This window comes from Streptomyces ipomoeae 91-03 (assembly GCF_000317595.1).
Lineage (GTDB): Bacteria > Actinomycetota > Actinomycetes > Streptomycetales > Streptomycetaceae > Streptomyces > Streptomyces ipomoeae.
Genome location: NZ_AEJC01000334.1, coordinates 21,400 through 33,577, shown reverse-complemented (window position 1 = coordinate 33,577; position 12,178 = coordinate 21,400). Strand labels below are relative to the sequence as shown.

8 protein-coding genes and 1 pseudogene are annotated in these 12,178 nt (G+C 72.1%); 4 read left to right on the top strand and 5 right to left on the bottom strand.

The genetic code is table 11. The features are described from left to right. Nucleotides 1-282 (top strand): annotated as a pseudogene (locus STRIP9103_RS21925) (FAD-binding oxidoreductase); the annotation flags it as partial. 72 nt (nucleotides 283-354) lie between these two features. Here STRIP9103_RS21925 and STRIP9103_RS21920 read toward each other — a convergent pair. The 3 genes from STRIP9103_RS21920 to STRIP9103_RS21910 are packed head-to-tail and all read right to left on the bottom strand — an operon-like array spanning nucleotide 355 to nucleotide 5,984. Then, nucleotides 355-2,829, bottom strand: coding sequence for a beta-galactosidase (locus STRIP9103_RS21920; RefSeq protein WP_009317902.1), 2,475 nt, complete (start codon nucleotides 2,827-2,829; stop codon nucleotides 355-357). Next, on the bottom strand, nucleotides 2,829-4,610 hold the full coding sequence (locus STRIP9103_RS21915) for a glycoside hydrolase family 35 protein (RefSeq protein WP_009317890.1): 1,782 nt from the start codon (nucleotides 4,608-4,610) through the stop codon (nucleotides 2,829-2,831). Before STRIP9103_RS21915 ends, STRIP9103_RS21920 begins: the two co-directional genes overlap by 1 nt. Before the next feature lie 60 nt (nucleotides 4,611-4,670). Next, the gene (locus tag STRIP9103_RS21910; protein WP_408995656.1) at nucleotides 4,671-5,984 is read right to left on the bottom strand and encodes an MFS transporter; all 1,314 of its coding nucleotides are present in this window, start codon (nucleotides 5,982-5,984) and stop codon (nucleotides 4,671-4,673) included. A 230-nt stretch (nucleotides 5,985-6,214) separates the two neighbouring features. Between STRIP9103_RS21910 and STRIP9103_RS21905 the strand changes: the two genes are divergently transcribed. After that, nucleotides 6,215-6,583, top strand: coding sequence for a hypothetical protein (locus tag STRIP9103_RS21905; RefSeq protein WP_009317910.1), 369 nt, complete (start codon nucleotides 6,215-6,217; stop codon nucleotides 6,581-6,583). Nucleotides 6,584-6,717: 134 nt separating this feature from the next. Here the strand turns inward: STRIP9103_RS21905 and STRIP9103_RS21900 are convergent, their stop codons facing one another. Next, the gene (locus STRIP9103_RS21900) at nucleotides 6,718-8,007 is read right to left on the bottom strand and encodes a hypothetical protein (protein ID WP_009317911.1); all 1,290 of its coding nucleotides are present in this window, start codon (nucleotides 8,005-8,007) and stop codon (nucleotides 6,718-6,720) included. 434 nt (nucleotides 8,008-8,441) lie between these two features. Between STRIP9103_RS21900 and STRIP9103_RS21895 the strand changes: the two genes are divergently transcribed. Continuing rightward, a complete protein-coding gene (locus STRIP9103_RS21895; RefSeq protein ID WP_009317908.1) occupies nucleotides 8,442-9,266 on the top strand; it encodes an alpha/beta fold hydrolase in 825 nt (274 codons plus the stop codon). A gap of 82 nt (nucleotides 9,267-9,348) precedes the next feature. Then, nucleotides 9,349-10,758 carry an FAD-dependent oxidoreductase gene (locus STRIP9103_RS21890; protein ID WP_009317892.1) on the top strand — a complete coding sequence of 470 codons (1,410 nt, stop codon included), beginning with the start codon at nucleotides 9,349-9,351 and terminating at the stop codon, nucleotides 10,756-10,758. A 39-nt stretch (nucleotides 10,759-10,797) separates the two neighbouring features. On the opposite strand, the gene STRIP9103_RS21885 is transcribed toward STRIP9103_RS21890, so the two are convergent. Beyond that, a complete protein-coding gene (locus STRIP9103_RS21885) occupies nucleotides 10,798-11,991 on the bottom strand; it encodes a DUF6545 domain-containing protein (RefSeq protein WP_009317869.1) in 1,194 nt (397 codons plus the stop codon). Between the last annotated feature and the right edge of the window lie 187 nt (nucleotides 11,992-12,178).

The window sequence follows — 12,178 nt, the reverse complement described above, 5'->3', positions numbered from 1 at the left end:
GCGGCCCTGGGCCGGCGGCTCAACGGGGTGTTCGCCATGACCCCCGATGAACTCCCGCTCGTCGGCCCCTCCGCCGCACTGCCCGGTCTCTGGTTCGCGGAAGCGTCCTGGGTGACTCACGCCGGAGGTGTCGGCCGACAGCTCGCGAACATGCTTTTGGACACCGGCGACCTCCTCGTCGCGCCGGAGCGGCTGGCACCCGACCGCTTCACCCACTGGAGCGATGAGAAGATCCGCGAGACGGCACTGGGCCACTACCAGGGAATCTACGACGCCCACTGAGACGGTCTCCGGAGGAAGGGCCTGAGGGCGACGGGGGCGACGGGGGTGACGGGGGCGGGAAACCCTGAGCGGTCAGCCCGCTCGGGTCCTCCAGGTGTGGACGGTGATCCGCTCCACCCGGTCGATGCGCGCCGGTATGCCTGAACCGGCTTCCCGTCCCGGCACATACACCGGCGCCCCCTCCGCCAGCGGCAGCACCTTCACCCGGAGCCCGTCCGCCCGCGCGGCCCCCGTCGGCAGCCGGTCCAGGGCGATGTCCCAGACCTGCCCCGAGTAGAACTGATCGGCGACGAGGCGCTCCCCCACATGGGCACGGGCGACGTCTCCCGTCCAGTGGATGCGGAGCAGGGTGCCGGGCGGCGTATCGGAGGGCAGGTCCACGTGGTACTCGGCGGCCACGGCGTCGAAGTACTCGTCCGCCGGGACGCTCGCCCGCCCGAGCACACCCGTCGCGGTCGGCGGCGCCGAACCCGCTGGGCGGACCAAGGAGAGGGGGAGGGTGCCGGGCTCGGCACCGGCCCCGACGCCCACCTCCGCCGTCGCGTCCGGGTCCGCCCCCGGCGCCATGACCGAGTAGCGGGTGAACACTCCGTCCGCCGTCTCCTTCACACTCCCCCCGGCCACCACCGGCACCCGCTCCGGCGCGGGCCACACCGCGAACGACGGCTCGGGGGCGGGGCCGTGCAGCCGTACCTCCCCCGCGTGCTCGTCGAACACGACCCCGCCCTCGGCCAGAATCAGCCGCTCGGCACCCCACGCGGGCCCCCGATAGGCCGTACGAGCCGTCGCCGCGTCCAGGACCAGGAGGCCGACCCGGCCGCCGTCGGCGGTGTCCACCTCGACGAGAGCGTCCGTGCCGGGGCGCAGCCCCGTGACGAGGACCCGCTCCCCCACGGTTGTGACCTCGACCTCGTCGGAAGGCACCCCGACGGCCCTCACCGTCCGGGCGTCCAGGGCGAGTTCGGGGGCGATCCCGTCGACGGCGGCCAGCACCAGAACCGTACGACCGCCTCCGGCACCGCCACCGTCTCTCCCGTCATCCCCCTCCCCCACCAGGCAGACGACCTGAGCCGTAGCCCACTCCAACCGCAGCCCAGCCACCTCGAGCCTCAGCGGCCAGCAGAAATACGCGCCCCGAGGAACCGTCACCGCGGCACTCGGCACCGTCAGCTCCCCCGCCTCCGGGAACTCGACCGTGAAGGACACGCCCGGGTGATCCGGCAGCGGCTCGTGCGGCTGGTGGTTGTTGACGAAGAGGAAACCCGAGCTTCCGTCACCGCGTACCGCCCACCTCAGCGTCTCGCGGTCGTCCTGCCCGGTCGGCCGGTGGTCGGGGAGTACCGACTCCATGGGGGCGATCAGGTGCCCGAAGTCGGCCAACAGGAGATGCTGGAGGCGGAGTTCGTCGTAGGAGGGGCGGTACTGGCCGTACTCACCGAGGGGGGCCTGGAAGTCATAGGTGAGGCGGGGGAGGTCGTTGGGGTAGCCGGTGGCGTGGGATTCCTGGAGGGGATTCAGGCGGCCCATCGGGTTCGTGCCGCCGTGGAACATGTAGTAGCCCTGCCAGACCGAGCCGCAGCCGAGCTTGGTGAGGCCGAGGGCGCCGATGTCGGCGGCGTCGACGCGCGGGCGGCGGTGGTAGGCGACGGCCATGCCGCCGCCCAACTCGCAGGTGGCCCAGGGGAAGCGGGCCACCAACGCCGCCGGGTCACCACCGCGTACGGCGGTGGGGCGGAGGTCCGCGCCGATGCCCTCGTCGTCGCGCTGGTGGGTGAAGAAGAAGTGCTTGCGGCAGGTGTCGGGCCAGCCGCCGTCCGCCTCGGTCCAGAAGGCCTCGGTGTAGCCGCCGTACAGCGGCAGCAGTTCGTCGGCGGGCAGTCGGACGCCGCCCCAGGCGGTCGACGTCCACAGCGGGGCGGCGAGCCCGGCCTCCTGGGCGATCCGTTTCAGGGTGAGGAGATGGCCGGGCTGGTCGTACAGCTCGTTCTCGATCTGGATGGCGACGATCGGGCCGCCGTGGGACCGGCCAAGGCCCTGGAGTCGCTCGGCGACGGCCCCGTACCAGCGGCGTACCGGAGCCAGATAGGCCGGATCGTCGGTGCGGGGCGCGTCGGCGCGGGCCAGGACCCAGTCGGGCAGGCCGCCGCCCCGGACCTCGGCGTGGACCCAGGGGCCGATGCGGGGGATGAAGTCCAGGCCGTGGCGGGCACAGAGTTCGGCGAAGCGACGCAGGTCACGGTCGCCGTCGAAGCGGAGGTCGCCCTCGGTCTCCTCGTGGTGGATCCAGATGACGTACGAGGCGACGACCGTCACCCCGCCCGCCTTCATCTTCAGCAGTTCCTCCTCCCACTGCCCGGCCGGGTAGCGGCTGTAGTGGAACTCGCCGGAGACCGGGAACCAGGGGCGACCGCCCCGGGTCAGCCACCGGCTGGTGACCTCGATGGGGTCGGCGACCTCGGGGGCGTCCGTGAAGGGGAGGTGACCGCGCAGGGGCGGGGCGGAGGGTGCCCGTAGGCGGATGCGGTGCGAGGGTCCCACCGGTGCCATCAGGGCTTCACCGGGCCCAGGTCAGGGATGTCCGTGAACTCGACGCGGGGGCTGGTGGTGGCGTTGAGTTCCAGCAGGACCAGGTCGTTGGCGCCGGGGCGCAGGACGGGGGCGGGGACGTACAGGGTGCGCTGCGGGCCGCGGTTCCAGTAGCGGCCGAGGTGGAAGCCGTTGATCCAGGCCTGGCCCTTGGTCCAGCCGGGCAGGGCGAGGAAGGTGTCGGCGGGGGTGTCGACGTCGAAGGTGCCGTGGTGGAAGGCCGGCACGGTGACGGGGGTCGCCTCGGCGGGCGCGAAGGGGACGGCGGACAGGTCGGTCAGCGGCAGCCGGTGGGTGTCCCAGCCGAGCAGCGCGGTGCCGTTGAAGGTGACGGGGCCGAGCAGGCCCTTGGGGGCGCCGATGCGCGGGCCATAGTTGACGCCGCCCATGTTCTCGACCAGCACCTCCAGCGTGGCGCCGGGCTGCGGGACGCGCAACGGCAGCGTCTCGTCGTGGCGTTCGCGTTCCAGTACGCCGACGGGGGCGCCGTCCACGAAGACCTGGGCGCGGTCGCCGACACCGCCGGCGAAGTGCAGCAGCCCGTCGCCCGCCTCGGGGAAGGTGGTGCGGTAGAGGACGTACCCGGAGCGCTGCCCCAACTCCTCCATGGTGACGGGGTGTTCGGTGCGTACGACCGGCTCGTTCCCACCGGTGCTCGTCGCGTACGGCAGCAGCGGCGCCCGGCGCGTCAACTCCACGGCGATTCCCGACAGCTTGGGTGCGGGAGCCGGGGCGGGCTCGTCCGGCACCGGGGCGTGGCGGGCGATCACCTCGCGGAAGGCGTGGTACTTCGGGCCGGGGTCACCGGACTCGGTGAGGGCGGCGTCGTAGTCGTAGGAGGTGACGATCGGGGCGTAGCACTGGTCGTGGTTGGCGCCGTTGGTGAAGCCGAAGTTGGTGCCGCCGTGGAACATGTAGATGTTGACGGAGGCGCCCGCGGCCAGGAGCTTGTCGAGGTCGGCGGCGGCGTTGGCGGCGTCCCGTACGTGGTGCTCCTCGCCCCAGTGGTCGAACCAGCCGATCCAGAACTCCGAGCACATCAGGGGGCCTTCGGGCTGATGGGCCCGCAGCGCCTCCAGGGACTCCTCGATCCTGCCGCCGAAGGTGGCGGTGGACAGGACACCGGGCAGGCTTCCGGCGGCCAGGTGGTGGGCGGAGCCCGCCTGGTCGCAGGTGAAGAGCAGCTCCTCGATGCCACGTGAGCGCAGCGCCTGGTGCACATGCTTGAGGTACGCGGTGTCGTCGCCGTACGCCCCGTACTCGTTCTCCACCTGCACGGCGATGACCGAGCCGCCGTTCGCGGCCATGTGCGGCAGCAGCGGGGGCAGCAGGATGTCGAGGTAGCGGTCGAGGGCGTCCGTGAAGCGGGGGTCGCTGGAGCGCAGCCGGATGTCGGGGTCCGTGGTGAGCCAGGAGGGCAGACCGCCGCCGTCCCATTCGGCGCAGATGTACGGGCCGGGGCGCAGCAGTACGTGCAGGCCCTCGTCCCGGGCGAGGCAGAGATAGCGGGGCAGGTCGAGCAGTCCGTCGAGGACGAGCGGGCTGTCCGGGTCGGGCTGGTGGAGGTTCCAGGGGACGTACGTCTCCACGGTGTTCAGCCCCATCAGCCGGGCCTTGCGCAGCCGGTCGGCCCACAGGTCGGGGTGGATGCGGAAGTAGTGCATCGCGCCGGAGATGATCCGGAACGGCTCACCGTGAAGCAGGAAACCGTCGGACGACGTGGTCAGAGCGGGCGTGCGCATGGCGTTTACCTTCGGCTCGGGGGTGCGGGTGACGGGGAGGCCAGGAGGAGGCTAACGGGACTATAGGGAGGTGGCGCTGGAACGCGTGGCCCGGATCAGCCACAGCGTGGCCAGCAGACAGAGTGCCGAGACCGCGCACAGCAGCAGCGGCACCGCACGGACGCCGGACCACTCGATGGCCTTGCCGAGCGCGGGGCCGGCCGCCACTCCCCCGACCATCGACGCGGCGATGACCAGCGCTCCGGCCCGGCGGGCCCGAGGGGCGGCCTCGTTCAGCCAGGGCAGACCGGTGGGGAAGATCGGCGCGATGAACAGGCCGACGCCGGCGTACGCGTACGGGGCGAGCCAGGGGATCACGGCGAGCAGCAGGCAGACCGTCATGCCCGCGCACGACACGGTGATGATCGTCCGGGGTGAGTGACGCAGGGCGATCGGGGCGACCAGGAAGCGGCCGACGGTCATCATCAGCCAGTACACGGACGTCGCGGTGGCGGCGGCCCCGGCGCCGTACCCCACCGTCTGCAGATGCGTGGGTTCCCAGCCGCCGACGCCGGCCTCGATGCCCACGTGCAGCACATAGAGCGAGACGAACACGGCGAGCACCGAGCCCAGACTGCGACCGAGGACCGAACCGCCGGCCCTCACGCCGGGTGCGCTGGTCACGCCGGATCCGCTGGTCACGCCGGGCGCACCGGCCGCGTCGGAGGTGTCGGACGGGCCGGAGGTGTCGGACGGGCCGGAGGTGTCGGACGGGCCGGCGGCCGGGCGCGGCGCCCGGTCGCGTACGCCCCGCAGGAACAGCAGCAGCGGCAGGTTGGCGGCGGCGAAGGCGAGGAAGACCGCCGGGTAGTGCTCGGCGCCGAGGGCGGCGATCAGGGCGGGGCCGAGGATCGCGCCGATGCCGAAGTGGGCGTTGAGGATGTTGAGCATCGCGGTCGAGCGATGGCCGAAGCCGATGGCGAAGAGCTGGTTGAGGCCGTAGTCGATGCCGCCGAAGCCGAGGCCGGCGAGCAGGGCGGCGGCCAGGCCGACGGGCCAGTTCGGGGCGAGCGCGAAGCCCGCCGCCCCGAGGGCCATCAGCAGGTACGAGGTGCCGAGGATGGCCCGGTTGCCCAGCCGCCCGTACAGCCGGTCGAAGAGCAGTACACCGGCGACGCCGCCGACGAAGTGCGCGCTCAGCCCGAGTCCGGCGGCCGACGGTGACAGCGCGAACTCCTCGCGGAACGCCGGGATGGCGGGCCCGTAGAGAGCCTGGAGGACGCCGATGAGCACGAAGCCCACACAGGAGGCGACCACGGCGGCGGGGCTGAACACCCGTGTGTCCGGGGTGATTCGGGGGTGGCGCACCTGTTGCGCGGTCGGTAGGTCGGGCACGCGGGACTCCACCTCTTCATGGCAGGGACCTTCGCAGTGTTACCGGTAACATCATGGCCGTCAAGATCCCCGGTGAGCTCTTGTGAAGGGCGGGGAGTCGGGGGCCGGTGAACGGTTCGTCCGGCCGGCGGACGAGGGCCGTGAAGGGGTCGCTGGTTCGGGAGGGGTCCCGGAGGGGAGCGGTTAGAAATGCCGCGCGGTAAATCCCTCTGCGGACAGGAGTCCAACTGATGACTACGGGTATGCGCCGGCGGACCGCGACCACCGCCCTGACGCTGACCATGGCCGGAACGCTGGGCCTCGGCCTGATGGCCCCGGCCGCGAACGCCGCCAGCGGGCCCTGCTACGACGGACGGTGCAAGACCACCGTGACCAAGGGCAAGACCATCAGTGTCAGCAGCAAGAAGTTCGGCTTCGGCAAGTTCAGGACCGACAGCGTCTCCTCCAGGAAGGTGAAGTTCTCGGTCAGGACGAGCGGCACCTACATGGAGGGCAGCACCAGCCCCGGCGGCACCGTCCAGTTCAACAACCTGAAGATCTGGGTGAAGTCGGTCTCCGGCGGCAAGGCCAAGATCCAGCTGTTCCCGACGAAGTACTGACGGAGCACTGACCGAGCACTGAGCAGGGCCTGTCGGTGTGTACGTCGGGACACGGGCGCGCCCGTGAGCGGGTGACGGGCGCGCCCGTGGGTCCGATGGTCCGGTGGGCCCGGACGGCTGGTGAGTCCCGTCGGTCAGCAGATGCTCTGCGTGCTGTTCACCAGGCGGTTGTTGCGGAACGTCGTGTTCTCGCCGCAGGGGCTCTCCCTGAGGGAGGAATTGGTGACCGTGAGGTTCTGTACGGTGATGTCCCGGTTGTTGGGGAACTCCGAGCGGGCCGCGAGACGGATCTCGCCGCCGCCGGAGACCGTGCCGCTCTGGGCGGCGAGGTTCACGTTGTAGCAGTTCTCGATCAGGATCGCGTTGTTGCCGGTGTTGGTGAGGTTGATCCGGTCGATCACCGCGCCGCCGCTCTCGGAGACACAGAAGACACCGCGTCCGCCGCCGCGCGCGATCACCTCGCCGACCCGGATGTTGGTCGGGTACGAGCTGCCGACCCGGCCGTTGCGGTTGGCCATGCGGAAGGCCGCGTAACCGGTGCCGACGCCCGCGCCGTCCGCGTCGACCTTGGTGACGGTGGCGTTGATCGTCTGGTTGAGCAGCAGCCCGGACTCGCCGACGTTGCGGGCGGTCACCGTGCCGACGGTCAGCCCGTCCACGCCGTACGTCTCGACAGCGTGGCTGCTCGCGCCCGACACGTACACGTTGCCGATCCTGACGTTGCGCGTCCACTGGCTGGTGTCGCCCCGGTTGTCGATCCGTACGCCGAGACCGCGCGACAGACGCATGTCGAGCTCGCCGAGAACGACGTTCTGCACATTGCGCAGGAAGACGCCGTAGAGCGGGGTGCCGGTGAGATTGAGGTGCTGGACCTCGATGTCCCGGGTGCCGCGCGAGTAGACCGGCGCCTGGTCACCCGATCCCGTACCGGTGACGTTGATCGTGCCGCACACGTCCAGCACGGTGTAGCTGGGCAGCGAGACCCGGGACCCGGCGCTGATGGACCCCGAGCCGCGCACCACGACCCGTTCCTTCGAAGTGCGGCCGGCGGTGAGGCTGTTGACGGCGGCCTGGATCGCGGCCCGCATGTCGGTGCCGGTGTAGGTGACGCTGCTGCCCCGCCGGGCCGTCCAGGTACTGCCGTTCAGCACGGCCTCCGCCTGGTACGAGCCCTCACCGCAGGCCGCCGCGACCTGCGCCGGCGCGGCGGCGACCGCCTCGACGGTCGACTCGGCGGACGGTTCCGGAGCCGCGCTCGCGGGGACGGTCAGCGCGGCGGCACCGGTGAGCAGCACGGTGGTGCAGGCCGCGGTGGCCAGGGCCCGCCTGCGGCGGCCGGTGGGGGGTGGAGTGGTGACCGTGACCGCGGCGGCGCGGGTCGCGGTCGTCTCGGTGGCGGGCTGGGCTGCGGCTCGACGTCCCATTTCGGCTTCTCCTGTGGGGGGTGGCTGCGCCTGCCGGGGGTGGTACGCCGCCGTCGCCTCCGACTCGATGCCATTCCGGCTCCGGTTTCATCGGACCCGATTCGAAGTCCGGTGCATTCGGCCCCGGTTCGACGTCCGGTGCGTCGAACCCGATTCGACCTCCGGTGCATCGAACCCGGTTCAACCAGGTCGAGCCACGGCCGACGGTTCACGACCTGGAAGGGCTCGGCCCCGTACGACATCAGCGCGACGACGGTGTTGCGACAGGCGATTCATGGTGCGGGCCGCGAGTGTGGCAAGCGCTTTCCACGGGCGTCAAGGAGTTGGGGGCCGATTCCGCGCGGCAGCGTGCCGGACCGGGAGAGGACGGCGCCCCGCAGCCTGCGAGGAGCGGGCCATGGCGAGTACTCACCTGACGATCAAGGACCTCACCCATGCCCACCACCCCCACCGTCCTCCTCGTGCACGGCGCCTTCGCCGACGCCTCCAGCTGGTCCGGCGTCGTCGAGGAGCTGCAGAGCCAGGACATCCCCGTCCTCGCGATACCGAACCCGCTGCGCGGCCTGGCCTCCACCGCCGCCCAGATCGACGGCCCGGTCGTCCTCGTCGGCCACTCCTACGGCGGTGCGCTCATCACCGTGGCGGGCGCCGCCGAGAACGTCGTCGGGCTGGTCTACGTGGCGGCGTACGTCCCCGAGGAGGGCGAGAGCCTGGGCGAGCTGCAGGGCCGCTTCCCGCTGTCCCCGCTCGTCGCCAACCTCGTCGAACGGACGTACCCCGTCGAGGGCGCCGAGCCCGCCGTCGAGGTCACCATCAAGGCGGAGGCCTTCCCGGGCCTCTTCGCCGCCGACGTCCCGGCCGAGGTCACCAAGATCCTCGCCGTGTCCCAACGTCCGCCGGCGGCCTCGGTGTTCACCGAGCCGGCCGCGACCGCCGCCTGGCAGACCAAGCCCTCCTGGGCCCTGATCGCCGACGCCGACGAGGCCATCAACCCCGACGTCCAGCGCTTCGGCGCCAAGCGCGCCGGCTCGACCGTCGTCGAGGTCGAGGGCGCCTCCCACGCCGTCGCCGTCGCCCGCCCCAAGGAGGTCGCCGCGCTGATCCGCGACGCGGTACGCGCGACAAGCCGACCCGTTCGAGCGCCGGGCACCCGCACCCCCGGTGCGCCACCCGCCCCCTGCGGCTCCCTCCACCCGCCCTCGGATGCCCGGGGGCAGGTGGACGACCGAGCAGGGCGGATGGTCAACTCCCGCCCCTGACAGCGCAGTTGTCTTGATCTTCTGTTGCGGTCGGCTCCGTGAAATGTACGGTGAAGGCTTCCGCCGAGAGCAGGGGGTTTCCATGTCGCGTACTGCGGTCGTGATCGGTGCGAGTGTGGCGGGCATGCTGACCGCCGCGGCGCTGGCCCGGTTCGTCGACGAAGTGGTCGTACTGGAACGCGACGAACTCCCGGACTCCCCCCGGCCACGCAAGGGCCTCCCCCAGGGCCGGCACGCCCACATCCTCCTGCCGAGCGGCCGTGACGCCATCGAGGAGCTCGTGCCCGGCGGCGGGGTGCGCAAGCGGCTGCTGGCCGCCGGTGCCCGTGAACGGGGCCTCACCTCCGGCCTGGTGACGCTGGGTCAGCAGGGCTGGTTCCGGCGCTCCCGGCATCCCGAGAGCCATCCCCTGCTCATCAGCAGCCGTGACCTGCTGGACTGGACCGTGCGCGACGCCGTCCTCGCGAGCACCGCCCGCATCAGGATCCGCCGGGCCTCGGCCACGGGTCTGCTGGGCACGGCCGAGCGCGTCACCGGTGTCCGTGTCGTCGAGGGGCAGGGCGAGGAGGAGAGCCTTGGCGCCGAGCTGGTCGTGGACGCGAGCGGTCGCGGTACCCGTATCGAGCACTGGCTCTCCGAGCTGGGCGTCACCGGCGTCCCCACGGACGTGGTCGACGCCGGACTCGTCTACGCCACCCGCCTCTTCCGCGTACCCGAGGGCGCGGACGCCTTCCCGCCCACGCAGGTCACCGCGGACCCGACGGGCGGCCGACCCGGGCAGTCGGGGCTCCTCCTCCCCATCGAGGGTGACCGCTGGCTGGTCAGCGTGGCCGGCACCCGCGGCGGCGAACCCACCGCCTCCCCCGACGAGTTCGTGCCCTTCGCACTCGGCCTGCGCCACCCCATCGTCGGTGAGCTGATCGCCCACGCGGAGCCGCTGGGCGACGTGGTCCTCAGCCGCAGCACCCGCAACGAGCGCCGGTACTTCGAGAAGGCCGAGGTCTGGCCCGAGGGGCTGGTGGCGCTCGGTGACGCCGTCGCCACGTACAACCCGGTCTACGGTCAGGGCATGTCGGTGGCCGCCCTCGGCGCGCGCGAGCTGCGGCGGGAGCTGGACAGAACCGGGATCACCGAGCCGGGGCTGGCGCGGCGGGTGCAGCGGGCCGCCGGGAAGGTGGTGAACGCCGCGTGGATGATGTCCGTGGGCCAGGACCAGTGGTTCCCCGGGGTCCGCGGCAAGACGCCCACGCTCGCGGACCGCCTGCTGTCCGGCTACACCGGCCGCATGGCACGCGTCGCCACCGGCTCCTACCGGGTCTCCTCCGCGATGTGCGAGGTCACCACCCTCCAGGCGGACGCCCTCAAACTTCTCCGCCCGTCCCTGCTCGCCTCCACCCTGATCGGCCCCGTCCTCCCACCCCTGTCGGGCCCACCGCTCACCCCCCGGGAACGGAACATCCTCAGGTCCCTCGACGCCCCGTCCGCCGGCTGACGTCGGAGTTCCGCCGGCCGACATCAGGTCCGCCGGCCCTCAGGTGCCGCTGTGGGCGTCGGCACGGGTCCGGCTCTGCAACTCCCTGACGACCGGCGATCGCAGCGCGCGCGAAATGCCGGCCAGGTCGCTGGTGAAGGTGGCCCGGGCATCCGGGTCGGGAGGTGGCCCCGGCTCCGTGGAGGCGGGCGCGTCCGGTCCCCCCGCCAGGGCCTGGCGCTCGATCGCCGTGACGATCATGGCCGCGTCGGCGATGGCCGTCGCCTCGGTGCCGGTGACGCCACGGGCCAGGGCCGCCGCACGGGCCTCGCGCTGTATGCGGGCGTCGAAATAGGGGCGGCAGGTCACGAGCCGGTCCCCGATGTACGTCTGCCGTTGGGTCAGCCGCAGCCGCATGGCGGACCGCCACGACAGCGGCACCGGAAGGGGGTTGGCGGCTCCCCGGACCGGCCGCACGGCCCGGGCCAGCGGGGCGAGAAGCCAGTAGCGCACGGCGTCCTCCCCGCGATGCCCGGCCAACGGGATGATGAACCCGGCCGCCACCAGGACGGCGCTGGGCGCGGTCACGCCACGCGCGACGGCGATGAGGAAGTCCCAGTCCAGCCCGGCCCAGCGCGCCACCACGGCACCGGCCACGGCGGGGTCGTAGACGCCGTAGTGCAGCAGGTAGCCGATCGCGAGGACCCGCAGTCCGACGCGGAGGGTGCCGTGCACATCGTGCGACCAGCGCCAGCACAGCCGACTGGCGGTGAGCGACGCCACGGCGTGGGCGGCGAGATACAGGACGATCATCTCGCGGATGTACGGGGTGGTGGCGTAGTACGTGTCGAAGTCGCGCCGCCGCTCCACCGGGGTGTCCCCGAGGACGAACAGGACGGCGATCAGGGCGCAGACGACGCCGTACGCGACGATGGTGACGCGGGACAGCCGCCGGGTGTGCGCCGTGTCGGGGCCGCCGCGCCAGTGCAGGACGAGCACGATCGAGGCACCCGAGAAGGCGGTCAGCAGGATGTAGATCAGCGGGGCGGCGAGGTTGGTGACGCCCGTGACCTGGCGGAGGGTGATGATCGCCTCCTCGGCCGCGAGCAGGAGGACGCCACCGCCGCCGAGGAGCAGCGCGCAGATCGAGGTGAGCAGCCAGTCCCGGCCTCCGGCCTGGATCAGGGCCGGCAGTTTCAACGCGCACGCCAGGAGCAGCAGGCCGCCGGAGAGGTAGAAGACGCAGTCGCTCATCGGGCGCGCACAGCCTCCAGCGGACTCCTCGTTCTCTGCGTGTCCCCATCAACTGGCCGCAAGGCTACCGTGGTTGACGCCTCGGAGCGGCTCCCGTCAGGCCCGTCGGCGTCGACGCCGACGGGTCCTGGCCTGAACCCGTCCCACGCCTCCGGGCCCACGTGCGACTACATGCTCGGCGCCCGCT